This is a genomic window from Echinimonas agarilytica (assembly GCF_023703465.1).
Classification (GTDB): domain Bacteria; phylum Pseudomonadota; class Gammaproteobacteria; order Enterobacterales; family Neiellaceae; genus Echinimonas; species Echinimonas agarilytica.
The window spans coordinates 126,620-151,601 of sequence record NZ_JAMQGP010000008.1 but is presented as its reverse complement, the minus strand read 5'-3'; the positions used below and the strand labels follow the sequence as shown (position 1 = coordinate 151,601).

General features: G+C 46.0%; 23 protein-coding genes. 8 read left to right on the top strand and 15 right to left on the bottom strand.

Going from position 1 to position 24,982, the window contains the following annotated elements; genetic code table 11:
* Nucleotides 1-41 precede the first annotated feature (41 nt).
* From glnG to glnA, 4 genes are all read right to left on the bottom strand, one after another.
* Entirely contained in the window at nucleotides 42-1,493 is a 1,452-nt protein-coding gene (gene glnG / locus NAF29_RS15315; RefSeq protein ID WP_251262497.1) for a nitrogen regulation protein NR(I), read from the bottom strand.
* Nucleotides 1,494-1,500: 7 nt separating this feature from the next.
* Nucleotides 1,501-2,577: a nitrogen regulation protein NR(II) gene (glnL, locus tag NAF29_RS15310; protein ID WP_251262496.1), complete on the bottom strand. Its 1,077-nt coding sequence runs from the start codon at nucleotides 2,575-2,577 to the stop codon at nucleotides 1,501-1,503.
* Nucleotides 2,578-2,767: 190 nt separating this feature from the next.
* Nucleotides 2,768-3,316, bottom strand: a complete 549-nt coding sequence (locus tag NAF29_RS15305; protein WP_251262495.1) for a DUF4124 domain-containing protein — start codon at nucleotides 3,314-3,316, stop codon at nucleotides 2,768-2,770.
* 95 nt (nucleotides 3,317-3,411) lie between these two features.
* Entirely contained in the window at nucleotides 3,412-4,824 is a 1,413-nt protein-coding gene (gene glnA / locus NAF29_RS15300; protein WP_251262494.1) for a glutamate--ammonia ligase, read from the bottom strand.
* A 365-nt stretch (nucleotides 4,825-5,189) separates the two neighbouring features.
* Here glnA and typA point away from each other — a divergent pair, with 365 nt between their 5' ends.
* From typA to NAF29_RS15285, 3 genes are all read left to right on the top strand, one after another.
* A complete protein-coding gene (typA, locus tag NAF29_RS15295) occupies nucleotides 5,190-7,010 on the top strand; it encodes a translational GTPase TypA (protein ID WP_251262493.1) in 1,821 nt (606 codons plus the stop codon).
* A gap of 166 nt (nucleotides 7,011-7,176) precedes the next feature.
* Entirely contained in the window at nucleotides 7,177-7,719 is a 543-nt protein-coding gene (locus NAF29_RS15290; protein WP_251262492.1) for a YfaZ family outer membrane protein, read from the top strand.
* 38 nt (nucleotides 7,720-7,757) lie between these two features.
* Nucleotides 7,758-8,300: a 2Fe-2S iron-sulfur cluster-binding protein gene (locus tag NAF29_RS15285; RefSeq protein WP_251262491.1), complete on the top strand. Its 543-nt coding sequence runs from the start codon at nucleotides 7,758-7,760 to the stop codon at nucleotides 8,298-8,300.
* Between the two features lie 69 nt (nucleotides 8,301-8,369).
* Here the strand turns inward: NAF29_RS15285 and NAF29_RS15280 are convergent, their stop codons facing one another.
* Together NAF29_RS15280 and NAF29_RS15275 are read right to left on the bottom strand one after the other, a co-directional pair.
* Complete coding sequence (locus NAF29_RS15280; RefSeq protein ID WP_251262490.1) at nucleotides 8,370-9,014, bottom strand: DUF2959 domain-containing protein; 645 nt, start codon at nucleotides 9,012-9,014, stop codon at nucleotides 8,370-8,372.
* Nucleotides 9,014-9,244: a hypothetical protein gene (locus NAF29_RS15275; RefSeq protein WP_251262489.1), complete on the bottom strand. Its 231-nt coding sequence runs from the start codon at nucleotides 9,242-9,244 to the stop codon at nucleotides 9,014-9,016. The genes NAF29_RS15280 and NAF29_RS15275 overlap by 1 nt, the downstream gene beginning before the upstream one ends.
* Nucleotides 9,245-9,373: 129 nt before the next feature.
* Between NAF29_RS15275 and NAF29_RS15270 the strand changes: the two genes are divergently transcribed.
* Nucleotides 9,374-10,243, top strand: a complete 870-nt coding sequence (locus tag NAF29_RS15270) for a virulence factor BrkB family protein (protein ID WP_251262488.1) — start codon at nucleotides 9,374-9,376, stop codon at nucleotides 10,241-10,243.
* Nucleotides 10,240-10,674, top strand: a complete 435-nt coding sequence (gene dtd / locus NAF29_RS15265) for a D-aminoacyl-tRNA deacylase (RefSeq protein ID WP_251262487.1) — start codon at nucleotides 10,240-10,242, stop codon at nucleotides 10,672-10,674. Before NAF29_RS15270 ends, dtd begins: the two co-directional genes overlap by 4 nt.
* Before the next feature lie 67 nt (nucleotides 10,675-10,741).
* Here the strand turns inward: dtd and NAF29_RS15260 are convergent, their stop codons facing one another.
* Both NAF29_RS15260 and NAF29_RS15255 read right to left on the bottom strand, forming a co-directional pair.
* A complete protein-coding gene (locus tag NAF29_RS15260) occupies nucleotides 10,742-12,631 on the bottom strand; it encodes a hypothetical protein (protein ID WP_251262486.1) in 1,890 nt (629 codons plus the stop codon).
* A gap of 101 nt (nucleotides 12,632-12,732) precedes the next feature.
* The gene (locus NAF29_RS15255; RefSeq protein WP_251262485.1) at nucleotides 12,733-13,410 is read right to left on the bottom strand and encodes a class I SAM-dependent methyltransferase; all 678 of its coding nucleotides are present in this window, start codon (nucleotides 13,408-13,410) and stop codon (nucleotides 12,733-12,735) included.
* A gap of 50 nt (nucleotides 13,411-13,460) precedes the next feature.
* Between NAF29_RS15255 and NAF29_RS15250 the strand changes: the two genes are divergently transcribed.
* Together NAF29_RS15250 and NAF29_RS15245 are read left to right on the top strand one after the other, a co-directional pair.
* On the top strand, nucleotides 13,461-14,417 hold the full coding sequence (locus tag NAF29_RS15250; RefSeq protein ID WP_251262484.1) for a bifunctional GNAT family N-acetyltransferase/hotdog fold thioesterase: 957 nt from the start codon (nucleotides 13,461-13,463) through the stop codon (nucleotides 14,415-14,417).
* Between the two features lie 204 nt (nucleotides 14,418-14,621).
* Nucleotides 14,622-15,224 carry a hypothetical protein gene (locus tag NAF29_RS15245; RefSeq protein WP_251262483.1) on the top strand — a complete coding sequence of 201 codons (603 nt, stop codon included), beginning with the start codon at nucleotides 14,622-14,624 and terminating at the stop codon, nucleotides 15,222-15,224.
* 1,108 nt (nucleotides 15,225-16,332) lie between these two features.
* Here NAF29_RS15245 and recG read toward each other — a convergent pair.
* The 6 genes from recG to gmk all read right to left on the bottom strand — a co-directional run bounded on the left by recG (nucleotide 16,333) and on the right by gmk (nucleotide 22,770).
* Complete coding sequence (gene recG / locus NAF29_RS15240) at nucleotides 16,333-18,417, bottom strand: ATP-dependent DNA helicase RecG (RefSeq protein ID WP_251262482.1); 2,085 nt, start codon at nucleotides 18,415-18,417, stop codon at nucleotides 16,333-16,335.
* An 86-nt stretch (nucleotides 18,418-18,503) separates the two neighbouring features.
* A complete protein-coding gene (gene trmH / locus NAF29_RS15235) occupies nucleotides 18,504-19,184 on the bottom strand; it encodes a tRNA (guanosine(18)-2'-O)-methyltransferase TrmH (RefSeq protein WP_251262481.1) in 681 nt (226 codons plus the stop codon).
* Between the two features lie 94 nt (nucleotides 19,185-19,278).
* Nucleotides 19,279-19,659, bottom strand: a complete 381-nt coding sequence (locus NAF29_RS15230; protein WP_251262480.1) for a RidA family protein — start codon at nucleotides 19,657-19,659, stop codon at nucleotides 19,279-19,281.
* A gap of 20 nt (nucleotides 19,660-19,679) precedes the next feature.
* Complete coding sequence (spoT, locus tag NAF29_RS15225) at nucleotides 19,680-21,788, bottom strand: bifunctional GTP diphosphokinase/guanosine-3',5'-bis pyrophosphate 3'-pyrophosphohydrolase (protein ID WP_251262479.1); 2,109 nt, start codon at nucleotides 21,786-21,788, stop codon at nucleotides 19,680-19,682.
* Between the two features lie 26 nt (nucleotides 21,789-21,814).
* Nucleotides 21,815-22,090 (bottom strand): DNA-directed RNA polymerase subunit omega, encoded by a 276-nt coding sequence (gene rpoZ / locus NAF29_RS15220; RefSeq protein WP_251262478.1) that lies wholly within the window; start codon nucleotides 22,088-22,090, stop codon nucleotides 21,815-21,817.
* Nucleotides 22,091-22,134: 44 nt separating this feature from the next.
* Complete coding sequence (gene gmk, locus NAF29_RS15215) at nucleotides 22,135-22,770, bottom strand: guanylate kinase (protein WP_251262477.1); 636 nt, start codon at nucleotides 22,768-22,770, stop codon at nucleotides 22,135-22,137.
* A 191-nt stretch (nucleotides 22,771-22,961) separates the two neighbouring features.
* On the opposite strand from gmk, the gene NAF29_RS15210 reads away from it, so the two are divergent.
* On the top strand, nucleotides 22,962-23,171 hold the full coding sequence (locus tag NAF29_RS15210) for a hypothetical protein (protein ID WP_251262476.1): 210 nt from the start codon (nucleotides 22,962-22,964) through the stop codon (nucleotides 23,169-23,171).
* A 93-nt stretch (nucleotides 23,172-23,264) separates the two neighbouring features.
* On the opposite strand, the gene nagE is transcribed toward NAF29_RS15210, so the two are convergent.
* A complete protein-coding gene (gene nagE, locus NAF29_RS15200; protein WP_349665589.1) occupies nucleotides 23,265-24,950 on the bottom strand; it encodes an N-acetylglucosamine-specific PTS transporter subunit IIBC in 1,686 nt (561 codons plus the stop codon).
* Between the last annotated feature and the right edge of the window lie 32 nt (nucleotides 24,951-24,982).

The following is a 24,982-nucleotide window of genomic DNA, read 5'->3' as shown; positions in this document are numbered from 1 at the left end:
ACATGCTCTGGCGTAGGACACGACGTCAGAGCATGAAGGGCTTACATGTCTAATTCTTTCAATTTACGTGTGAGCGTATTTCGCCCCCAACCGAGTCGACGCGCAGCTTCTTGCTTATGGCCACCGGTATGATTCAGAGCACAGCGAAGCATGACGCGTTCAAATTCAGCAGTGGCTTCTTCCAGAATATTGCTGTGTCCTGCGGAAAGTTGAGAATCTGCCCAATTTTGTAGTAATTGTTTCCAACTTTGTTGTGCGTGCTCCCCAGTGGGCCCAGAAATGATCTGGCCGTCTTCATCGGTTGAGGATGAAAGGGGCTCATTCAACAATTCAGGTGGTAAATCGGATACTAATACTTCCTGTGAGCTTGCCATCACAGTGAGCCAACGACATGTGTTTTCCAATTGGCGAACATTGCCAGGCCAAGGGAGTTGCGACATATAACGTTCTGTGTCGGCATGCAATGTTTTCGCTTCTACCCCCAAATCAATAGCGGCACGTTGCAAAAAGTGTTGCGCCAATCGAGCAATATCAATGCGGCGCTCTGCTAATGAAGGCAAGTGAACACGAATCACATTGAGGCGATGGAATAGATCCTCACGGAACTGGTTCTTTTGCACTAAATGTTCAAGATTTTGGTGGGTAGCCGCGATAATTCGAACATCCACTGAAATGGGAGAATGTCCGCCTACTCTATAAAATTGGCCGTCCGATAAGACACGCAGCAATCGAGTCTGAACTTCCATTGGCATGTCGCCAATTTCGTCTAAGAAAAGAGTTCCGCCGTCGGCTTGTTCAAAGCGTCCTTGGCGAGGTCCGCCAGCACCGGTGAACGCGCCTTTTTCGTGGCCGAACAATTCTGATTCGATGAGATCTTTTGGAATCGCTGCCATGTTCAAGGCAATAAATGACTTACTCGCGCGTGGGCTGTGTTTATGCAGTGCATTTGCAACCAATTCTTTACCTGTGCCCGACCCCCCATTAATTAACACGCTAATGGAAGAGCGCGACAGGCGGCCAATGGCGCGAAACACCTCTTGCATTGCAGGCGCTTCACCAATAATTTCGGGTGTTTCGATGTTCTGGTCTAGCGCATTAGAGCCCGTTTTGAGTCGGCGTTGCTCATTGGAATGAGTCAGTGCACGGTTGACCAAAGTTACGGCGTCGTCAATATCAAATGGTTTAGGCAGATACTCGAATGCACCACTTTGAAAAGCAGTGACGGCACTGTCTAAGTCTGAATGCGCAGTCATGATGATGACTGGAATATCATCATATCGATCTTTCACTTGCTTGAGCATTGCAAGGCCGTCCATGCCGCCCATGCGTACGTCTGAAATCATTACTTGCGGTTGCGACTGATTCAGTGCCGTAAGCACATCTTCAGCACTACCAAAACTTTGACAACTAATATTAGCGGCACCTAAGGCTCGCTCCAGTACCCAACGTATCGAGCTATCGTCATCTATTATCCAAACTGAAGCGTTCTTCATACTGCGATCAATCCTTGCGTATTGGGAGTGTCATTTTGAACTCGGTATGTCCAGGCCAACTGCTGCAATCAATCCGGCCACTGTGTTGCGCCGCTAATGTTTGTGCAATGGATAGCCCTAGTCCGGTACCGTGTGGTTTGCCTGACACCATGGGATAAAAAAGTGTGTCTTGTAATTCAATTGGAATACCGGGGCCGTTATCAATAATAGATAACTCTACGGCGAGTCGATATTGCACACCTTTTAACGTCACTCTGTTTGCTATTCGGGTGCGAAAGGTAATTCTTCCTTTCCCGCTTAACGCTTCTGATGCATTCTTAACAATGTTCAGAATCGCTTGTTGCATTTGTTCAGGATCCATAGGGAATTCAGGAATACTGGGGTCATAATCTGGCACAATGGCTAAGTCTTCAGACTTTTCCATACTGACCAGCTGGCGGACGGTTTCCAGCACCTTATGGATGTTGTGTTCAGCTCGTTGGCCGGGTTGTTGTGGACCCAGCAAGCGATCAACTAGATTTCTGAGTCGGTCGGCTTGTTCGATAATTATTTGGGTGAATTCACCTAAGTTCGGATCCACTAACTCTTTTTGCAGTAATTGCGCGGCTCCTCGAAGCCCCCCAAGTGGGTTCTTGATCTCGTGAGCCAAGCTGCGAACTAAATCACGAGCAGCGGTTTGTTGGGCGCTTTGAATGATTTCTTGGCTAATCCGGCGTTGTTGATCGATGCGGCGAAGTTCAAGCAATGCATAGCTTTGCCCACCTACACTCATAGGCGCCGCAGCAATGTCGGCCAAAAGAGGCTCGGCTTCTGTGGGGACTAAAGAAACTTCACCATCACTAAAGCCTTGTCCTTCAGAAAACAACCGTAATAGTAAATCTGGTTCTAGTGAACAGTGCTCAAAAAGAGTGGTGAATTTCTCACCCAGCAAGCGTTGTGCACTTTGGGAAAGTATTTGCTCTCCGGCTGCGTTGATATAACGAATTTGCAGGCGTTGATCGATGAGAATCACTGCCGTAGAAAGGTTTTCTAATAGCGGTTGTGATATGCCGGTTATCGGTAAATGTGCAGAAGCACTGCTCATCGTTTCATTCTCATTCTTGTTGCACCAAATAATAACATTCAATCAAACACTCATTTCAGCTTATCATAGCTCCGCACTGATTTGGTGCGATAAATGACGTAATAAAGTCGAGAACTCTCTAAATTCCCACAGTTAATAAGGACTATGCAAAAAGTCTGCCTATTTATGTCTGAATTGACTCTATCAGTGCTTAGTTTGTGGGCGTTGGTGTAGCGATTGGTTTACGTTGTGCTGAAGGACGGTGCATGTAAAAAGTGACAGTGCTGGATTCAGATAATAATGACCCCTGATTGTTCACTAATTTAAGCTGAAGCTGGTGTTCGCCTCGTTCAATGCCGGTGAGCTTAAAGTTTGTACCAGATTGGGGCTCTGAAACAGAAACGCCGTCTAAAAACAGTTCTAATCGTTGTGTTACGCCTACTGGTAAAGTGGTTGAAGCGGTAACGATCAATTCTCCAGTTGCATTTCTGATAGTAGCTTTGTGATTGGGTGACTCAATTTTGAGCATTGCTATTTCTTTTTGAACTTCTTTTTGCGCACTTATAGCATTGGTCGAAGGCTTGGTGGACTCGACTATATTGATTGCTTTAGTGCTTAAATCAACCGATGTTGCACCTGTAATGGGTTGATCTGAAAAGACTTCAACGCCATCTTCATTGACCCACCGATATACATCTGATTGGGCGTAAGTAACCGAGCTGATTAAGAGAAGAACCGAGAAACAACTAAAGCGAACCATTCCATAGCCTGCGGGAATTCTAAATACTTTTCTGAGTATGAAAAAAAAGCCCGTGCATTGCACGGGCTTTCATCACAGAAGTTTTCTAACGTTGATTAAACGCTGTAGTACATTTCAAACTCAACAGGGTGAGTTGTCATGTTCAAACGTTCAACTTCAGCTGATTTCAGTTCGATGTAAGCATCGATCATGTCATCAGAGAATACGCCGCCGGCTTTCAAGAACTCACGGTCGTTGCTCAGTGCAGACAATGCTTCTTCCAAAGAAGATGCAACTTGTGGAATTGCAGCAGCTTCTTCAGCTGGCAAGTCGTACAAGTCTTTGTCCATTGCTTCACCTGGGTGAATCTTGTTTTTGATACCGTCAAGGCCAGCCATCAACATAGACGCGAATGCCAAGTATGGGTTACCTGTTGGATCAGGGAAGCGAACTTCAATGCGAACCGCTTTCGGAGATGGTACGAAAGGAATACGGATAGAAGCTGAACGGTTACGTGCAGAGTAAGCAAGCATTACTGGTGCTTCAAAACCTGGAACTAAACGCTTGTACGAGTTAGTTGCAGCATTTGCGAATGCGTTGATTGCTTTAGCATGCTTGATGATACCGCCGATGTAGTAAAGCGCAGTTTCAGACAACCCGCCATACTTGTCGCCAGAGAATGTGTTGTCGCCATCTTTAAAGATAGACTGGTGACAATGCATACCAGAACCGTTGTCGCCAACTAATGGCTTAGGCATGAAGGTTGCAGTTTTGCCATACGCGTGAGCAACGTTGTGAACAACGTATTTCAATACTTGTACTTCATCAGCTTTCTTAACCAAGCTGTTGAACATAGTCGCGATTTCGTTTTGACCTGCAGTTGCAACTTCGTGGTGATGTGCTTCAACAGTTTGGCCCATTTCTTCCAAAAGCATGCACATTGCATGACGGATGTTGTAGCCTGAATCAACGGGTGGTACTGGGAAGTAACCGCCTTTAACACCTGGACGGTGACCCAAATTTCCTTCCGGGTATTCTTTGTCGCTGTTCCAACCAGCTTCTTCTGAGTCAACGCTGTAGCTTGCGCCAGACATGCCGGTTGTGAAGCGAACGTCGTCAAACATGAAGAATTCAGGTTCTGGACCGAAGTATGAAGTGTCACCGATACCGGTAGACTTCAAATACTCTTCAGCGCGCTTGGCAACAGAACGTGGATCGCGGTCGTAGCCTTGCATTGTTGAAGGCTCGAGAATGTCACAGCGGACGATTAATGTAGTTTCGTCTGAGAACGGGTCTAACAACGCTGTAGTTGCGTCAGGCATCAGAACCATGTCTGATTCGTTAATACCTTTCCAACCTGCGATAGAAGAACCATCGAACATTTTACCATCTTCGAAGAAATCTTCGTCGATTTGATGAGCAGGGATAGTTACGTGCTGCTCTTTACCTTTAGTATCGGTAAAACGCAGGTCAACAAATTTTACTTCTTCAGTTTTTAACTGATTCAGAACACTTTCGATTGGTGACATTCTTTAAATTCCTCCGAATCGCAAAAATTAATTTCTGCGGAATTCATTTCGTTTGTTTTTGAGCTGCTCAATTCTAGCTATTTTTGTGCCAAAACTGACATGTTTAATTAAAACAATTACTTGGGGCGAAAAATGCCCTAATAGTGTGATTTTCGCTGAGTTTTAATGGATCTTGTTGGTGCAATGTGCACCGAAATGATCCGTGATTAGTCTCCGTTCCATAGAGGTGCAACGGAGTTTACTTTGTACAGGAATCAAAATATTTGGTCGTGATCAGGTTCGCACTATTGTAATGACACAGATCAATGTAGAATGTCGGCCAATTTTGCAGCAATGCTCTTTTTTATGTAACTGGATAAACCCAAATGAGTGCTCAGGCCAAACAAATTAGAAATATCGCGATCATCGCGCACGTCGACCACGGTAAAACAACCTTGGTTGATAAGCTTTTACAACAGTCTGGGACTCTAGATGTGCGAGCCGACTCAGGCGAACGTGTCATGGATTCTAACGATCTTGAAAAAGAGCGTGGCATTACGATTCTTGCTAAGAACACGGCAATTGAATGGAACGGCTACCACATTAATATCGTAGACACCCCTGGTCACGCCGATTTTGGCGGTGAAGTAGAGCGTGTTATGTCGATGGTGGATTGTGTTTTGCTCTTGGTTGATGCGGTTGATGGTCCAATGCCACAAACTCGCTTCGTCACGCAAAAAGCCTTTGCACAAGGTTTAAAGCCAATTTTGGTGGTGAACAAGATTGATAAGCCTGGAGCTCGCCCTGACTGGGTCATGGACCAAGTTTTCGATTTGTTCGACAACTTAGATGCAACTGACGAGCAATTAGATTTCACAACGATCTATGCTTCAGCGATTAACGGCTGGGCAACACTAGACGTTGATGAGCCTTCCGATTCAATGGAGCCATTGTTCGAAGCGATTGTTGAAAACGTTGAAGCGCCATCTGCAGATACTGAGGGTGGCTTGCAAATGCAAATTTCTCAGCTTGATTACAACTCCTATGTTGGTGTTATCGGTATTGGCCGAATCACTCGTGGTAGTGCGCGAGTGAATCAACAAGTCACTATTGTGGGGGCGGACGGTAAAACTCGTAACGGTAAAGTTGGCCAAGTATTAGGTTACCTCGGCCTCGATCGTCATCAAGTACCTGAAGCCCATGCAGGCGATATTATTGCGATTACGGGCTTGGGCGAACTCAAAATTTCAGACACTATTTGTGATGTGACCAATGTCGAAGCATTGCCACCGTTGAGCGTTGATGAACCCACTGTGACCATGACGTTCCAAGTCAACACGTCTCCTTTCGCTGGTAAAGAAGGTAAGTACGTCACTTCACGTAATATCCTTGAGCGTTTAGAGCAAGAGCTGGTGCATAACGTTGCATTGCGTGTGGAAGAAACGGATCACCCAGATAAGTTCCGCGTATCGGGCCGTGGTGAACTTCACTTGGGTATCTTAATTGAGAACATGCGCCGCGAAGGTTTTGAGCTTGCTGTTTCTCGTCCAGAAGTGATTATCAAAGAAGAAGATGGCCAAACGCTTGAACCATACGAAACTCTCACGGTTGATATCGAAGAAGATAATCAAGGTCCTGTGATGGAGCAATTAGGTTTGCGTAAAGCCGAAATGACGAATATGTCACCGGATGGCAAAGGCCGCTTACGTTTAGATTTCATGATTCCAAGCCGCGGTTTAATTGGCTTCCAAACGGAATTCATGACCATGACTTCAGGCTCTGGTTTGCTGTATCACACGTTCGACCATTATGGCCCTCACAAAGGCGGTATTATTGGCCAGCGTGCCAATGGCGTATTGATTTCAAACGCAACAGGTAAAGCGTTGACGTATGCATTGTTCAATCTTCAAGAGCGCGGTAAGTTATTTACCCGACATGCTGATGAAGTCTATGAAGGCCAAATTATTGGTATTCACAGCCGCGCCAATGACTTAACAGTGAACTGTTTGAAAGGTAAACAGCTCACGAACGTCCGTGCATCAGGAACTGATGAAGCACAAGTGTTGACACCACCGGTGGTTTACACATTGGAGCAAGCATTAGAGTTCATTAATGATGACGAACTTGTTGAAGTGACGCCTGAGAATATCCGTATTCGTAAGAAATTACTGACTGAAAGCGATCGTAAGCGTAACGGCCGCGTTTGATTCATTCATCCTGAGTGATGTAAAAGGGAGCTTTGGCTCCCTTTTTTACGCCTGAAATGTGTTTCATATTTGTTTAGGCTAGATCAATCCCTTTAGATACAAATGGATAGGTATGTTAATGCTCCGTCCATTTTGGTTTACCTTCCCATTTTATGTTTGAGGAATTATGCTAAAAACCTGTTTGCTGACCGCTAGCTCTCTAGCGATAGTTTTGCCGTCAGTTCATGCTTCTGAGCTGAATCTAGAACTCAATAACGACACAGTTACCATCGGCTTTGATAGCAAAATTGCCCCGGCCGCTGAGTTTTTCACCGAATACAGTTACTCCACTGACCATGGAAATTTGCTCGAAGGCGGTGTTCGAGCCGTTAATGTTGGAGATATTCATAACTTTTCTGTGGGAGCTAAAGCGGTAGGACTGTTTGCTGACAAAGGCTTTGATGATGGTTACGTATTTGCCGTTGGTGGAGAATATGGCATTGAAATCGCACCCCAAGTTTCTTTAAGCGCAAGCGCTTATTATTCACCCAACGTACTCACCAGCAGCAAGCTCGATGGTTATTATGATTGGGATGCAAAAGTGTCTTATCAACTAATGCCAAACCTTGATGTGTCGTTGGGTTATAGCGTGGTGCGGTTTGATTATAAACGGGATCACCATATGAAGTTCGACAACAGCATTTATGTGGGCGCGAATTACCAATTTTAATCGTGCGAAGCTTTTTAAAAATGGAAGTTTAGAACTAAATGGCACGCGTTACATTTGAACAAACTAGCTTTGATTTCAAAAGCGGCAAGTCGTTGCTGCAACAGCTTGAACAGCAGGGACATTGTATTCCGAATCGTTGCCGAAAGGGCAACTGCCATAGCTGCCTTTTGGAAGTGCAGAGCGGTTGTGTGTCTGAAGAATGTCAAAGTGGCTTGAGTTCAGCGCAGATATTGGCAAAGCGGTTCCTCGCCTGCCGATGCTTTAATGTCATGCAAGATCTTGTGGTTAGGATGCCTAGCGGTGTGCTCCATCGCGGTGAAGTCATGGAAAAATATCGTCAGTCTGATGGACAAATTTTTGTAAAGTTGGTGACAGATGTGGACGATTGGCAAGGCGAAGCATACATATCGCTTGTGGTGAATGAGCAGGTCTACGATGTGACGATTTGTAATGCTCCGATGATGGGAATTATTGACCTAAAAATCCCGCAAGATTTAGAGTCGCTTCAGAGATGGTTAACAGACCATTGCCGTATTGGTCGCGCGTTAGATTTTACTGGCCCGCATTTACGACCCGGATAACAAGGTTGCAATAAAAAAGCCGATCGAATGATCGGCTTTTTATAGACAAGTGTTGAATGCTGAGGGCTGTTAGGTACCGCGCAAGCTTTCAATAAACTCATTGGACGTGGCAATCGACGCGTTCATTTCAGAAATCAATACATCAATATCGCTTTTAATCACACGGTATTCTTGTTCAAGAGAACCGATGGCCGCTGCGTTTAGGTTATGTTTGAGGTACAACATATTGTCTTTGAGCGCGACTAAGACAGGCTCCATTTTCGCTTCTGCTTTGCGCATTGAACGAATGAGGTCTTGATAGTTGCGTTGTGTGGCTTTGAGTTTGTTGCGGCTGTCTCGCTTGAGACGATCGCTGCTGATTTGGTCAATCTCATCTTCCCATTCATCAAACAGTGCACCCGCTACATCTTCAACAGCATCGATTCGTTGAGTTACATCTTGCGCAGATTCAGCGCTCGATTCATAAGAATCGGAAGTTGCTTCGTACATACGCTGTAAATCGCCCCCGTCAAAATTCGTTAGCGCTTGAAACTGCTCTAACGCTGATTTGAATTGTTCCTGTGCATCTTCTTGCGCATCACGAGCTTCTTCGACGCGATCGACCATGATGTCGCGTTTGTGTACTCCCACCTTTTCCATGGCAGCGTAGTAGGTGCTTTCGCATCCCAGCAGCGAGAATATAAGGGTTGAACAAAGGGCAATAGAACGTAGCATTAACTGGATCCTGAAGCTTTAAATTTGGCGGCATCGATAATGCACCAAAGGTGAATAAACAAACCGATTATACCGGGTATAATAATCACCCAGCCTATGTAACATAAGGCGATCACAATAAAGAATAAAATAGCTGGCAAGATTCGACCTTGCACTAATTGCCCTAAACCTGGAATAAAGAAGCTACACAAAGCGGCAACAACATTACCACCTGAACCTTGGCCCGACATAAATAACACCTTTTGTAAATTTTTCGATATGTAGCTTAGCTTATCGTGTTTTTATCTGACGCCAAAGCGTAGAAATTGTTAGTATTTTTGTATTGCGCGCAAACGCACTATTTTAAAGGAGCTCTATCCATGGCCGGAATGGATGTAAATTGGCAGACAACGATAGAAAAATCTAAACAAAAAACACTTCAGGCTTATGATGTTGTGCGCCATTTTTTGCAGCGCTGCAATGAAGATGAAGTGACTATGACGGCCGGCCACTTAGCTTATGTCACCTTGTTGTCGCTGGTACCCATGATTGCGGTTTCGTTCGCAATGTTTTCTGCTTTTCCTGTGTTTGGTGACTTACGCGGCGACATAGAAGCATTCGTATATTCAAATTTTGTCCCTACCGCCGGTGACACAGTCTCACAATATATGAATGATTTTGTGAGCAATGCATCCAAAACGACGTCGATTGGTATTTTGGCGTTAGTGTTCGTTGCATTTATGCTGATGTCTGCCATTGATAAAGCGCTCAATCGAATTTGGCGAATTAAGAAAAAGCGCCGATTGATGATGTCATTGTCAATTTACTGGATGATTTTGACGATGGGCCCAATTCTCGCGAGCGCCAGTATTGCGGCCACGTCTTATTTGGTCAGCTTGAATTTGATGGGCGATGTCAGCTTCATCAAAACACAGTCTTTAAAGTTATTCCCGTTCCTGTTGTCGACCTTGGTCTTTATGTTGATCTACCTGTTGGTGCCAAACAAAGACATCAAGATTAAGCATGGCTTTTTTGGGGCTTTGCTCGCGGCATTTTTGTTTGAAGTGGGTAAACGCGCGTTCGCGATTTATATTGCTAAGTTCACCGCTTATCAGGCTATTTATGGTGCTCTAGCGGCTGTACCAATCATCTTTGTATGGATTTACATTTCTTGGGTGATTGTTCTTTTAGGTGCTGAATTCACCGCCACTTTAGATGAACGTCAAGCAGAAGCAGAGAAGGCCAAATGATTGCTTTGATTCAACGCGTTACTCATGCATCCGTGGTGGTGGAAGGTGAAACTATAGGAGAGATAGAAGGCGGGTTGCTGGTATTGCTTGGTGTCGAAAAATCAGATGATTCAGCTAAAGCGGCGCGATTGGCGGAGCGGGTTTGTCATTATAGAGTGTTTGAAGATGATGCGGGAAAGATGAATTTAAATGTACAGCAAGCGGGTGGTCAGTTGCTTGTTGTGAGCCAATTTACGTTGCCAGCAGATACGAAAAAAGGCAATCGTCCTAGCTTTTCGTCATCGGCATCGGGCGATTTTGCTGAGCGACTCTATTGCGAATTTGCTTCGCAGTGTGAATCCAAGGTTCGTGTAGAACGAGGCTCGTTTGGCGCCGATATGAAGGTGTCGTTATTAAATGATGGCCCTGTCACTTTCTGGCTTCAAGTATAAAGAACTTACTTTGTACAATAAAAAAGCCGCCAAGTGGCGGCTTTTTTGTGGTGTCCAGAGAGTTCTGTTAGTTGTCATAATTGCGATAGAACTGCACGGCAACCAATGTGGTTGACGTTTGTTTTTGTGTGGCTCCACCCTGAGACCACCACAGGTTACCTAATTCACCATATTGTGCTGACATTTGCTCGCTATAAGTGACACCTGGGGTAGCGCTTAAGAAGATTAAGTCGGCTGGAATAAGAGCTTCAACAGTGGTACCCGCAAGTGCGGCCAATGTTTGAAGCAATGCGTCTTCATTTTCAATGTATTCATTAATGTCATCGGGCATCTCAAAGTTCGTCCAATTGCCGTTAAACGGACCTTGTTTGCGCATAGAGATACTATTTAGCAAGCCTGTAGGAGATGCTCCGCGAGCGGTATAAACAATGTTCTGAGCAATGTAAGACGTGGGTGTGAAGCCATTTATCACACTAATATCCATCCCATCCGTACCTTGGCTCAGTGACACTTGAAGATCTTCATCCATTTCGAATGCTTGATTCGGTTCTAAAGCAATCAAAGAGTTTAATGTTTCTGACGATTGGTACGCGTAAGTCGAGCTAGTCGCATTGTCTAAGACGCTTGCACTGCTAGGTAACGACAGAGTTACGGCTTGATATTCTCCTGTAGTAACATCAATAGATTGAGCGCCTACATATGTATTTGCTAAACGAAGCGAACGGCTATTGGATACAAGCGATGCTGTAAACCCCAGAGATTGAACGGCATTTGTGGTCACCGAAATAGCCGACGTGGAGCGGTTCAGCTCCATGGCCACACCATTGTTAATCGCAGTGCTCAGTGGCATAGACATTTTTGCAATTGAACTCGTGTGTGTATTGGAACCTGCTACATAAATCGAACCTGACGCTAAGAACTCATACTCTTCGCTGGTATCAGATGAACAAACATTGGTGGTGAAATCCACCGTTGCTTGCACGCCTGCAGCGTTGGGAGCGACAAAAGCACTTTCTATACTGTTGGTCAGTCTCACTTCTGAAAATGCATCATCAGTGGTGAGGTTTACATCGATATCATAACAACTACAGCCATTAGGAAGTGATGGAGCTCGCTGAGTATCGCCCGTTTCGCCATCGTCTAAAGGGGTAAGTAACGCGACCTCCATGACCGGAAAGTCTTCAAAACTCTCAATCAGAATAGTATTTCCGAAAGCCAAAGCAGGTTTTTCGTGAATAAAGCTGTAATTAACCGGATCGTTCGATGATAAAGACGCGGTATAAACGCCATTCATATCAGATTCGACTTCATCGATAATGGCACCATTATCGTCGTGAATCAGCAGTAGCCCTGTGGTATTCGGGGTGCCACATTGGTCATATGTAGCGGTCACTGACAATTCATATTGTGGAGTTGGGGTGCCGCCTGTATCACCGCCACTATCACCACCGGTATCTCCGCCCGTGTCACCGCCGGTATCACCGCCCGTGTCACCGCCCGTGTCACCGCCAGTAGTGCCGCCTGTGTCACCGCCAGTAGTGCCGCCTGTGTCACCGCCAGTAGTGCCGCCTGTGTCACCGCCAGTAGTGCCGCCAGTATCACCGCCAGTAGTGCCGCCAGTATCACCGCCAGTAGTGCCGCCCGTGTCACCGCCCGTGCCACCGCCCGTATCACCGCCCGTATCACCGCCAGTAGTGCCGCCCGTAGTGCCGCCTGTATCACCGCCAGTATCACCGCCAGTATCTCCGCCGGTATCACCGCCTGTGTCTCCGCCAGTAGTGCCGCCTGTGTCTCCGCCAGTAGTGCCGCCTGTGTCTCCGCCAGTAGTGCCGCCCGTGTCACCGCCTGTGCTGCTCCCTGTCGTACCACCTGTACTGGAGCCGCCACCGCCTCCTCCTCCGCATGCTACGAGCGTGAGAGAAATGAACAAACAAAACGCAATGCTAATCTTTTTCATTGAAAATCCTTAAAGGTACGGCATCCATACATGGAAAAGATGTCGCTAATCGATAGTGAGTGACGCACATCTCGTATTCATAAACGAAGGATAATGCACTGTTAGCTATCGTGTGTCGATACGACCAGTATGTTGAGGTGGCGTGGTATTTCAATCCAACCCAAATCAAGCGCTAACGTCTGACGCATTAAGTCCGTTACTTGCAGCCATTCCTTTTCGTGTTTAGGGATTAAATTAACCGCTAACGCTGCATCTGGTTCGAGAATACGATTAATTTCTAGCCAAAACTGTGGGGTGGCTAAAACTTCAGGAATGCCTTCATCTGTACATATGTCAACAATCAAAGCCCCTATAGATGAATTGTCTATAGATTCTACCGTGAGCTCTGCGCGGCCCAATAACTGACGATTCGTGCTATCATCGTCTAGCTGGAAATGCTCCCGATATAATTCAATTATCAGTGGGTTAAGTTCCACCGATGTGAGCTCCCAATGGGGTAGGTTGCGGGTGAAATAACGCTGCATTGCACCGCCTCCAAGACCTAATTCTAGTGCAATACCAGAACTTGACGCGTCTGGTAATACCTCTAGCATTGCTTGGTGAGGAGGAAGAACTGGCATACTGGGATCGTTGAGCTTCATGAGACTCTGCATAATACCGTCAATTTCGAGCCAACGGTATTGATCGTTCTCTTTAACCTTAATACATTGGCCGTCTTGGTGAATGAGACGAGTGATGTTGCCGTACCGAGTGGCGTGTTGCCATGAATTTTTTGCCACAGAAAGTGTCCTATTAGTGGTGTAAGAATTAAGAAAACTAGGATTTCTGAATGTATCAGGTCATTGAACCGGTTAGCGAAGAAGATTATGAACGCTACTACCAATTTCGTTGGGAGCAGCTTCGTTCGCCTTTTAATCTGCCTAAAGGTTCTGAAAAAGACGAATACGACCAGTATAGCGAACATCGGATGATTCTCGATAAGAGTAGTCAGCCAATCGCGGTGGGCCGATTGTACCAAATTAGCGCAGATGAGGCGCAAATTCGTTACATGGCAGTGTCTGATGCACACCGAGGTAAAGGCATTGGCTCTAGCATGATCGCTGCCTTAGAAGACTTAGCCCGTTCAAAAGAAGTAAAACGCATGATGATGAATGCGCGTATTCCTGCGGTCCCTTTTTACCTAAAAAATGGGTATCACCCAGTGGGCGAGGGGCCTACTCATTTTGGTAAAATTAAACATCAACAGATGCAAAAGGATATTACGCCTAAGTCAACTAATCGCAGCTATGGTGAATGGTGTGACTCGTTGGCGGCAATGTGGCGCGATCAAATCCCGTTGAGTGCGCAAATGGGAGTGACTGTTGATGATTACACGGGGGAATCTTTGAAGGTCACTGCGCCTGTGACTCCTAACGTAAATCTGCACGGCGGAATGTTTGCTGGCAGCCTCTATGCCATGGGATGTTTAACAGGGTGGGGGTTGCTCTACTTGATGCTCAAAGAGCGTAATATTACTGCACGTATTATGTTGGTAAATGGCGATATTCGTTACGTGAGTTCAGTGGTTGGACACGCGGTAGCAGAAGCCAGTCGTAAGGAAATTGAAGGCAGTATTTGGCCGCTGATTCGTGATAAGAAAGTGGTCATGAAAGTTCCTGTTAATTTATACTCCGGTGAGCAGTTGGCAGCACAATTTACTGGCAAATTCATCTTGTATCCGGCTTCTGACGAATCATTTACTGATCCAATGGAAAACTCCCAAGGCACATTGCCGTTTGAGCAATAACTGACGGATAAAGTCTGACATTCAATAATGGTTGCTCTAAACTCAAGCCAACATTTTGTGACGTGCTCAATTCATTATATGTACTTCTTGCTAAAGCAATTTCAATCTGCATTGTGGTTGCGCTATTTTTTCGCAACTTTAACTTTATGTCTATGCGTATGCTCCGCGCAGGCGAACACTCAAGACATCAGTCACAGCCTTAAAATGATTGATGAAGTCGAACTTGATCGTTGGCAATACACGCGGACTTTAACATCGAATGATTTGACGCGTGTATTGAGACATAACCCGCAGCAATCTGAATTTGCAGGGTGGAGCTTGGTTGAACTCAATGGTGAAGTGCCGAATATTGAAACGCAGTGGTCATTTTTACAAAAGTACATAGATTCGGGTCAGTACAAATCGCAAAGCCAGCTTACACGCCTAGTTCAGCCCAATAGTCTTAACTTATTACAGAACAACGAAAAAAAATCAGTCTATTCGTTTACTCCCAACATGCCTAATTTCATCGACCAGCAAGGTTTTGACGGCAAGCTTTGGTTTGATATTCAGCACCAATACGTCACTCGATTGCGCATATCTGCTAAAGAGCCTGTGATGAGCGCATCTGGCTTAAAGTTTTCCGCATTTGAATTAGAAATGAAGTTTGATCAAGTGAAAGGGTTTGTTGTGCCGCAAGAAATTGCAACGCGTTTAACCGCCCAGCTCAACGGCGTGAATGCTTTTAGCCAGAATAACATTCAAAAATACAGTGACTTCCGGCTCATTAACCCGCCACCAACGCTAGCAGAAATGCTAACAGACTAAGCCTTGAAGAGGGGGGTGATCTGAATCACCTTTATTGATGGTTTTGTGTAATTTAATTACAAAAAAAGTGTGACGAATGTCAAATTTTGTTTTATACTTATCACCAGAAAATAGAGAAAAGCAAATGGAGAATCAAATATGAATATTTTCGGTGTTAAAGGTAGTTACAGTTCTGGTTACGGTCGTCGTTCACGTCGTCGTCACACAGTTGTTGTTCAGCAAGAAGGTTAGCCCTTCGCTGTTCTAAGCCCCTTTTGATGGGGCTTTTTGTTGTCTGAAATTCATCATTGCCACATTCTTAAAACTTTCCCTCCGCTGCACATGCGCACAATATATTCGTTACTAGTGACTCATAATTTCACTCTAATTGTATTTTTGTGATCAGGTGAAGGCTCCCTTTTATTTTTGAGTTAAGGTGATATGGATCACGTTAAAAGCGTGGTTTTTGAAAATAAATCTCAAAAAAGTGTGACGCATGTCACTTTTGGGTATATACTTTGAGTCAGAAAGTAAACTTGCAGACGGGAGAGAAAATATGAATATTTTCGGTGTAAAAGGTAGTTACAGCTCTGGTTACGGTCGCCGTTCACGTCGTCGTCACACAGTAGTTGTTCAACAAGAATCTTAATTCTTGAAAACGCTGTACTAAGCCCCTTTAGATGGGGCTTTTTGTTGTCTGAAATTCGTGTTTTATTTCTTTCTCATAATTTCAATCGCATTAGGAGTCCTGTTCTGAGCCTATTTTCTATCAAATTATTGTCGTTTTTTTCGCCGTTTGGATTTGGAGCTTTCACTTCCATTATGCTTGAAGTTTAAGTGCTTCAGATCACATTAATTTTTGATTAAAGAAAAATAATTACAAAAAAGTGTGACGTAAGTCACTTTTGGGTATATAATTTGAGTCAGAAAGTAAACATGCAGACGGGAGAGAAAATATGAATATTTTCGGTGTAAAAGGTAGTTACAGCTCTGGTTACGGTCGCCGTTCACGTCGTCGTCACACAGTCGTTGTTCAACAAGAATCTTAATTCTTGAAAATGCTGTATTAAGCCCCTTCAGATGGGGCTTTTTGTTGTCTGTAAATTACAAAGACGGTGCGGATATCTAGTTAAGCATTGCCAAAGTGAACGCGTTCCCCCATCCAACGTTCTATTAATGGTTCAACGTGGCTAGGGTAGTTCTGTACTATATTCCCAGACAACTGCTGAACTAATGGTATCAGCGCTTGGTCGCGCACTAAATCTGCAATTTTCAATTCAGCTAAGCCTGTTTGGCGAGTCCCCAATATTTCTCCTGGACCTCTAATTTCTAAATCGCGCTCTGCGATCAAGAAACCATCGTTGGATTCGCGCAACACCGCAAGGCGCTTTGTCGCTGTTTTTGAAAGAGGAGCTTTATAGAGAAGCACACAATGGCTTGCGACTGAGCCGCGCCCTACACGACCACGAAGCTGATGGAGCTGCGCTAAACCAAGCCGCTCAGGGTTTTCAATCACCATTAAGCTGGCGTTGGGAATATCAACTCCAACCTCAATGACAGTCGTGGCCACCAGTAAATCTAACTCGCCAAGCTTGAACTTATCCATGATCGACTTTTTTTCTGCAGGCTTCATTCGGCCATGAACCAAGCCAATGCGTAGCGACGGTAAGGCTTCTTTAAGTTCGGCTGCGGCATCTTCTGCGGCTTGAGCTTCAAGTACGTCAGATTCTTCTATCAGGGTGCATACCCAATAAGCTTGGCGATTATCGACGGTGCAGGCCGAATGAATTCGCTCAATCACTAAATCGCGTCGGGTGTCGGGCAATGCAACGGTACCAACAGGTGTTCTACCAGGGGGAAGTTCATCTATGACCGAGGTATCTAGATCGGCATAGGCCGTCATGGCCAAGGTTCTTGGAATGGGCGTAGCTGTCATAATGAGTTGATGAGGGGCAATACCTTGTGCGATCCCTTTTTCACGAAGAGTTAGACGCTGATGGACGCCAAATCGATGCTGTTCGTCGATAATTACCAATGCCAAATTTTTAAATTCAACCTGATCTTGGAATAATGCATGTGTACCTACAACCATTTGGCCGCTACCCGAGGCAATGCTGTCGAGTGCCGCTTGGCGTTGTTTACCTTTGGTTTTCCCCGCCAGCCATACAAGCTCAATGGCCAATGGCTGAAGCCATTGTGCAAAATTCACTGCATGTTGTTCGGCTAGTAGTTCTGTTGGGGCCATTAAAGCCACTTGGTAACCTTGCTCAAGCGCACTAAGTGCCGCGAGTGCTGCTACCAGTGTTTTGCCCGAACCAACGTCCCCCTGCACTAACCGCATCATCGGATGGGGCCTCGCTAAATCGGTTTGGATTTCTCGAACTACGCGTTGCTGTGCCCCAGTTGGTCTAAATGATAATTGGGCTAAAAATTGGGGGGCTAACTGAGAGCTCTGAGGTAAAGAAACGGCTTGGGTAGTATCGCTTTGCAATCTTACTTTTTGAACACTCAAGTTATGTGCGAGTAGCTCTTCAATGATCAATCGCTGCTGGGCTGGGTGCTCTCCGTCTAACAGCGTCTGTTGCGACACCTCTGCGCTCGGTCGATGCAATAACATTACCGCTTCATTGAGGCTAATTTGGCTTTGATAGAGACCGTCGGGTAGTAATTCGGGTAGTGGATGCCGTCGTAGGCTTTCGAGCGCTTGGTCCGTTAACTTTCTTAAACTTGCCTGCCGTAATCCCTCCGTTGTGGGATACACAGGTGTGAAGCTGTCTTCAACGTCGATATCTGCAGTGCTGTCTTCGGTGACTTTATATTCAGGGTGAACCATTTCAATGCCCGAAGGGCCACGTTTGGCTTCGCCAAAGCAGCGAATTGAACGGCCAGCTACGAATGCCTGTTTCTGAGCAGCGCTGAATGTGAAGAAACGAAGTGTGATGGTGCCTGAACCATCACGCACTTGAACAATTAAAGTACGGCGGCGGCCAAAGCGTAAGTCGGCGTTTACTATTTCGCCAAAGATAGTACCTGTTTGGCCTGGTAAAAGGCTGTCAATTGCAAAAACTCGGGTTCGATCTTCATACCTGAGCGGTAGGTGAAACAACAAGTCCTGAACCGAGTTTAAATGCAACTTAGCCAGCTTTTCGGCGAGGCTTTTACCGACACCTTTGAGGTGTGTAAGCGGAAGCTTTGCTAACGTTTGGGTCGACAAACCATAGTTTTCCAAAGGCGAACATGTATGTCAGTCTACTGTATAAATTATCAGTATGAAAGAGAGCCCGTTATTTCACTATTCGACTAGCTGCGCATGCTGGCCCACCAGTCTTCACTGGCACAAACTTCCCCCTGGTCATCGATGACTGGGAATGGCAATCCTTTTTGTCGGCACCGTCGAAACAACGCTTCATGGCAGCCTTCAAACAACAATCGTTGGCGCTCTTCATATTCGATTTTTGGCGGTTGCTGATACATACCCGCAATGTCACGTTGGCGCTGTGCTTCGTACAAGATGAGCGCGCTTGCAACCGACACATTAAGTGACTGCACCATGCCCATCATTGGAATCACTATGTGCTGATCGGATAAATCCAGAGCTGTTTGAGATATTCCAAAACGTTCGGTGCCGAGTAAGATTGCGGTGGGTTTGGCGTAGTCGATATCGCGAAAATCCACCGAGTTATCCGACAAATGAGTGGCCAACACCTGCATGTTCTGTGCTTTTAATGTAGAAATAGCGGTTTCGATATCCACATGGCGATGGATTCGAGTCCAATTATTACTGCCTGAGCTGTAGAAGTTGGAACGCTTGAGCTCGGAATCTTCCCAGATTGCGTGTAAATCATGAACACCAACTGCATCGGCGGTGCGCACGACAGCCGACAAATTATGCGGTTTATTGACATGTTCCATGCACACGGTCAAATCCATTTGGCGGCGATCTAAAATGGAGTTCAGTCGATGAAAGCGGGGTGTAGCCATGGGAAATCTCGAACAAAAATGAATAATGAAACGGTGAAGGGAAGAACAAAAACGCAGCCGAAGCTGCGCTAAAAGATAACTGCGATTTGTATACTTAAACGGCTGCGATGCCGTCGATTTCAACCTGTGCACCACGCGGCAATTGACCAATGCCAATGGCTGCACGAGCAGGGTAAGGCTGAGCAAAGTAACGCGCCATGACTTCATTGACGGTGGCGAAATTGCTGAGATCTGTCAGATAGATATTAACTTTACACATGTCGTCTAAAGTACCGCCCGCTGCGGCCATAACCGCCTTGAGGTTTTCAAACACTTGCACTGTTTGCTGTTCGAAATCATCGCTGATGAGTTCCATTGTTTCAGCAACCAATGGGATCTGGCCTGATAAATACACAGTGCCGTTATGGTTAACGGCTTGAGAATAAGTACCAATGGCAGCGGGTGCTGCGTCGGTTGAAATAATGGTTTTGCTCATGATGCTTCCTGATCCTGAGGTTAGTTTCGATTACGGGTAATTCGTTGCACGTCGGGCATCACACGGATGCGGCGCATCACATTGGCAAGCTGAACACGATTTGAAGTGGTGAGCACCATATTGATGACGTAAATACGACCATCTTTTTCTTCACTGCTGATTGCTTGAATGTTCGATCCACTATTGGCAACAATGCTGGTGAGCGTAGCGAGTGCACCTTGGTGGTTCACCATATCTACGCGTAATTCGGTGATGAACTCATCGGTGCCGTCATATTCACTATCCCAATGGACCGGAATATATTTGTCAGGTTCCTTTTGATAACCGCGTACATTGCTGCATTGTTCGTGATGCACCACAAGGCCTTTGTCTTTGCTCATGTAGGCAATAATGGCATCGCCAGGGATAGGGCGACAACATTTAGCAAACGTGGTGAGCACACCTTCAGCGCCTAAAATAGGCAGGCGTTTGCGCTTGCTGCTGTTAACCTTAATGTCGCCATCCAATCGCTTGGCAACCATGAGACTCATGACTTTTCCTAGCCCAATGTCGGTTAACAGGTCGTCAATACTGCCGACTTTGTACTCCGCGAGAAGTTGCTCAACAGTCTCTTCAGGAAAATCATTCAGTGTTTTTTGTGAGCCCAAAGCATGTGTTAGCAAGCGCATACCGAGCTTACGTGCTTCTTTTGACTGCAAATTTTTAAGATATTGACGAATTTTCACTCGGGCGCGACTAGTCACCACAAAGTTAAGCCACGCGGCGTTTGGGCGCGCACTTTTCGCCGTTATAATCTCGATCGTTTGGCCTGTAGAAAGCGGCTGACTGATTGGGTAGGGCTGGCGATCTACTCGCGCGCCAACGCAGGTATTGCCCACATCGGTATGAACCGCATAGGCGAAGTCTACTGCTGTGGCACCTTCAGGTAACTCAAGAATACGGCCATCTGGGGTAAAGCAATATATTTCATCGGGGAACAAGTCCGACTTAACGCTTTCAACAAATTCAAAGGAGCTGCCGGCACTTTGCTGTAATTCGAGCAAACTCTGCATCCATCGGCGTGCGCGCACTTGAGCAGTGGTGCCGGTGGAGTCGCTATCTTTCTTGTAAAGCCAATGTGCAGCTACGCCTCTGTCGGCCATCTGGTCCATGTGCTCGGTACGAATTTGTACTTCAACGGGCACGCCATGTGGCCCCATAAGCGAGGTATGTAAACTTTGATAGCCATTGGCTTTTGGAATAGCAATGTAATCCTTAAAGCGTCCAGGTTTTGGTTTAAATAAGCTATGAATTAGCCCAAGCGCGCGATAGCAGGTATCAATGTCGTCTACGATGACTCGGAAAGCATAAATATCCATCACTTCAGTGAAAGGCAGCTCTTTGCTGCGCATCTTTTGATAGATGCTATAAAGATGCTTTTCTCGGCCTTTAACTTGTGCCGAGATTCCGGCTTCAGAAATTCGTCCGGAAATATCTTTTTCGATGCTTTTAGTCAGCTGTTTACGATTGCCGCGTTCGCGTTTTACCACTTCCCCTAATACGCGGTGGCGCATTGGATATTGGGCCTCGAAGCCTAAGTCTTCCAATTCATTCTTAATATTGTGAATACCGAGTCGGTTCGCAATGGGAGAGTAAATTTCGAGGGTTTCGCGGGCAATGCGTCGACGCTTATCAGGGCGCAACGCAAAAATGGTTCGCATGTTGTGGGTTCGGTCAGCCAACTTAATGAGAATGACTCGAATATCCACCACCATGGCCATGACCATTTTTTGGAAGTTTTCGGCTTGTGCTTCTTCGCGGGAATCGAATTGGATTTTGTCGAGTTTCGAGACACCTTCCACAAGCTCTGCGACAGTTGAATTAAACTGCTCTGCAAGATCTTCTTTGGTCAGAGTGGTGTCTTCGATCACGTCATGCAGCAGGGCTGCCATGAGCGCCTCGTGATCTAGCCGCATGTCGGCCAGAATACGAGTGACTGCTACGGGGTGTGTGACGTAAGGTTCGCCACTCGAACGAGTTTGACCTTGGTGAGCATCGCGACTTGCGATATAGGCTCTTTCTACCTGCGCAACTTGATCTGCGTCTAGGTATTCAGAAATCTGCTGTTTCAGACTCTCAAACAGGTACAAACGCCACCCCGCATCAATACTTTAAATTAGAAGCCGCCGTGATTAATAGCAGAAACAGATGCGATTTCAGCCGCTTCTTGTTCTTGCTGTTCACGAACGTGGTCTGCGTCCAAAGAGGCTGCTGTGATTAAGCCTTCTTCAATTTCACGCAGTGCTAAAACTGTAGGTTTATCATTGTCTGCATCAACAAGTGGTTCTTTACCACCGGTAGCAAGTTGGCGTGCACGACGTGCTGCAACTAGAACAAGATCAAAACGGTTGCCGATTTGATCGACTGCATCTTCAACGGTAACGCGAGCCATAGCGGCCTCCAAAAGATTAAAAAAGGGACGGAATTCTACCTAAATCAGACGCCTTCCGCCAGTAATTCATTGAGCATAACTTTGTGGCGCTGTAATTGTCCAGCCAGACGGAGTCTTGCACTGGCCACAACATTGCGCATATCGGCCAATGCATGCTCGAAATTGTCGTTGACGATGATGTAATCGTATTCGTTGAAATGTGACATTTCGGCCTGTGCTTTGGCCATGCGCCCCGCGATGATTTCGTCGCTGTCTTGGCCTCGGTTTCGCAATCGGCTTTCAAGCTCAGCGCTTGATGGGGGCAAAATGAACACGCTGACAGAATCGTTCACTTGCTTGCGAATTTGTTGAGCGCCTTGCCAATCAATGTCGAGCATCACATCAATGCCGTTATTAAGTTGTTGCTCAATGGCTTGGCAGCTGGTGCCATAGTAATGACCAAACACTTCGGCATATTCGAAGAATACACCTTGCTCAATGAGTGCGTGAAACTCTTGGTGTGACACAAAGTGATAGTGTTGCCCATCTATCTCGCCTGGGCGAGGGGCTCGGGTGGTATGAGACACCGACACTTGGACTCGATTGGTTCCTAATGCTTCAATAAGTGCAGAAATAAGACTAGATTTACCTGCGCCGCTCGGAGCAGAGACTATAATTAAAGACCCACGATTTGCCGTCATCACCTGTCTCCATGCTGGGACGTTTCTAACAAGCGCGTAAGGCTAGCATTCTACGTGATTATTGCCAATCGCTGGGCACTATTTGATCTCGATCAATCGTATATTTAATTCAGCTGTGAGCAAAATTCCATCGAGGTCATAAATACTGTCGACAAATTCACTTGTCATCCACCTTACGAGGAGATTTTGAAATGCAATCAAGTTGGCAAATCAATATATATTCTGCACATATGGCATGTATTCGTATCAGTGGTGATTGCCAAAGTTATCAGATGTTGATTCCAGACGAACGTCCTTACAAGTTATCCAAGGTGCGGCATCAAGGGCAATGGCACATGTCAGTTCCTTATTCAGGCAATAGCACTAAGTCAGCAGCGTCTTCCCAAGTTTTGGTGAGCTAGCACAATGACACACTACTGTGTTGAAATGAATAATCATAAGAAGCTTGCGTTGATGCAGGCTTTTTTGTGAGTCGATACCGAGCCTAAATTGAGTTAGGTCTCAAGTGCCTGCATTTCTGCTGCAATCACTTCCGCCAGTGGGCCTATAATCACCTGAATATTGTCATCTCCAATTCTAACGACACCCTGCGCGCCTATTTTTTTGAGTTCGTCGTCGCTAATAATCTGTGTATCGTAAACCTGCAACCTTAAACGGGTTATACAAGCCCCAATTTGCTTTATATTGGCGTGTCCACCAAGAGCAGCCAAATAGTCTGCGGCTTGGTTCGTCGATGATGAAGGTGGCGCTGACTGTGTTTGCGTTTCAATAGGAACACTCGTGTTGGGTTGCGCTGTTTCTATGTTTGTCCAATCAATGTTTGAGGGGAGGTGTTGCATGTCGTCAACAATCGCGGGAGCCCCTTTACCAATAACGAGCTGCACTGTGTTGTTAGAGTTGGTAATAATGCCTTTTACCCCGGCTTCACGCGCCACATTTTCATCAATCAAGCGCGGGTCCACTACTTGTGCTCGAATGCGCGTGATGCAACTTGTCAGTTGGTTAATGTTGTTGGGACCACCAAGGACTTTGGTAAAACGGATGGCATCAGACGCTGCGGTATGCACGGGTGATTCGCTCTCTCGTCCAGGTGTGCTGAAATTGAAACACTGAATGCCAAAGTAAAAGGTACAAAAATAAATCACACCGAATAAGGGGCCAACCACCAATAATATGCTCGGCTTGGTGGCGAGTCCCCAATTCAAAATAAAGTCGAACATACCCGCGGAAAAACCAAAACCATGAAGCACGCCCAAGCTATTGGTCACTACCATTGCTACGCCTGTCAGAATTGCATGAACGGCATAGAGGGCAGGTGCCAAGAATACAAACATAAATTCGAGCGGCTCGGTGACACCGGTAAGCATACTTGTTAAACCCAAGCTCAATAACATTCCGCCTACCGCAGGTCTGCGACTCACTGGAGCTGCTAAGTACATGGCCAAAGCTGCGGCAGGTAGGCCGAACATCATGACGGGGTAAAACCCAACCATAAAGCGACCAGCGCTTGGATCACCGGCAAAAAATCGAGGTAAGTCGCCTTTCACTAATTCGCCTGCTGCATTGGTAAAATCTCCTAAACCAAACCAAAAAATGGAATTCAACACATGGTGGAGGCCAATTGGGATCAATGCTCGGTTTAAAGTGCCATATATGAATTGCCCAATGGCACCTGAGTTTGCGATTTGGTGGCCAAAGGTATCGATACCTAATTGGATTGCAGGCCAAACATGTCCAGCGATCCATGCTAGAACGAGTGTGATTAGTCCCGTCATAATCGGAACGAGGCGTTTTCCAGCAAAGAATGCAAGATATTCGGGCAGTCGTTGTGAATGAAAGCGATTATAGGTGTGTCCAGCGGTTACACCAGCGACGATACCCCCGAAAAATGACATATTTATGGTGTCGTTAATGGTCGAAGCAGCAGCGGTCAATACAAAGTAACCTGCGGCTCCAGCCAGAGCTGCCGCTCCTGAACCATCTTTAGATAGGCCAATCGCAATACCGATGGCAAATAGAAGGGGTAATTGATCAAAAATAGAGCCACCGGCTTTCGCCATGAAAGCAATGTCCAACATATCGGGCTGCCCTAGACGGAGCAAAATAGCTGCGACAGGAAGCGTTGCGATCGGGAGCATTAACGCTTTACCTAACTTTTGTAAGTAACCAAATATATTCACTCTTGAGACTGCCTTATCGTCGTCGTACACGA

Excerpts from the sequence above, each read along its gene's own strand:
- glnG (WP_251262497.1), bottom strand. The coding sequence starts at position 1,493 with ATGAAGAACGCTTCAGTTTGGATAATAGATGACGATAGCTCGATACGT.
- glnL (WP_251262496.1), bottom strand. The coding sequence starts at position 2,577 with ATGAGCAGTGCTTCTGCACATTTACCGATAACCGGCATATCACAACCG.
- NAF29_RS15305 (WP_251262495.1), bottom strand. The coding sequence starts at position 3,316 with ATGGTTCGCTTTAGTTGTTTCTCGGTTCTTCTCTTAATCAGCTCGGTT.
- glnA (WP_251262494.1), bottom strand. The coding sequence starts at position 4,824 with ATGTCACCAATCGAAAGTGTTCTGAATCAGTTAAAAACTGAAGAAGTA.
- typA (WP_251262493.1), top strand. The coding sequence starts at position 5,190 with ATGAGTGCTCAGGCCAAACAAATTAGAAATATCGCGATCATCGCGCAC.
- NAF29_RS15290 (WP_251262492.1), top strand. The coding sequence starts at position 7,177 with ATGCTAAAAACCTGTTTGCTGACCGCTAGCTCTCTAGCGATAGTTTTG.
- NAF29_RS15285 (WP_251262491.1), top strand. The coding sequence starts at position 7,758 with ATGGCACGCGTTACATTTGAACAAACTAGCTTTGATTTCAAAAGCGGC.
- NAF29_RS15280 (WP_251262490.1), bottom strand. The coding sequence starts at position 9,014 with ATGCTACGTTCTATTGCCCTTTGTTCAACCCTTATATTCTCGCTGCTG.
- NAF29_RS15275 (WP_251262489.1), bottom strand. The coding sequence starts at position 9,244 with ATGTCGGGCCAAGGTTCAGGTGGTAATGTTGTTGCCGCTTTGTGTAGC.
- NAF29_RS15270 (WP_251262488.1), top strand. The coding sequence starts at position 9,374 with ATGGCCGGAATGGATGTAAATTGGCAGACAACGATAGAAAAATCTAAA.
- dtd (WP_251262487.1), top strand. The coding sequence starts at position 10,240 with ATGATTGCTTTGATTCAACGCGTTACTCATGCATCCGTGGTGGTGGAA.
- NAF29_RS15260 (WP_251262486.1), bottom strand. The coding sequence starts at position 12,631 with ATGAAAAAGATTAGCATTGCGTTTTGTTTGTTCATTTCTCTCACGCTC.
- NAF29_RS15250 (WP_251262484.1), top strand. The coding sequence starts at position 13,461 with ATGTATCAGGTCATTGAACCGGTTAGCGAAGAAGATTATGAACGCTAC.
- NAF29_RS15245 (WP_251262483.1), top strand. The coding sequence starts at position 14,622 with ATGATTGATGAAGTCGAACTTGATCGTTGGCAATACACGCGGACTTTA.
- trmH (WP_251262481.1), bottom strand. The coding sequence starts at position 19,184 with ATGGCTACACCCCGCTTTCATCGACTGAACTCCATTTTAGATCGCCGC.
- NAF29_RS15230 (WP_251262480.1), bottom strand. The coding sequence starts at position 19,659 with ATGAGCAAAACCATTATTTCAACCGACGCAGCACCCGCTGCCATTGGT.
- rpoZ (WP_251262478.1), bottom strand. The coding sequence starts at position 22,090 with ATGGCTCGCGTTACCGTTGAAGATGCAGTCGATCAAATCGGCAACCGT.
- gmk (WP_251262477.1), bottom strand. The coding sequence starts at position 22,770 with ATGACGGCAAATCGTGGGTCTTTAATTATAGTCTCTGCTCCGAGCGGC.
- NAF29_RS15210 (WP_251262476.1), top strand. The coding sequence starts at position 22,962 with ATGCAATCAAGTTGGCAAATCAATATATATTCTGCACATATGGCATGT.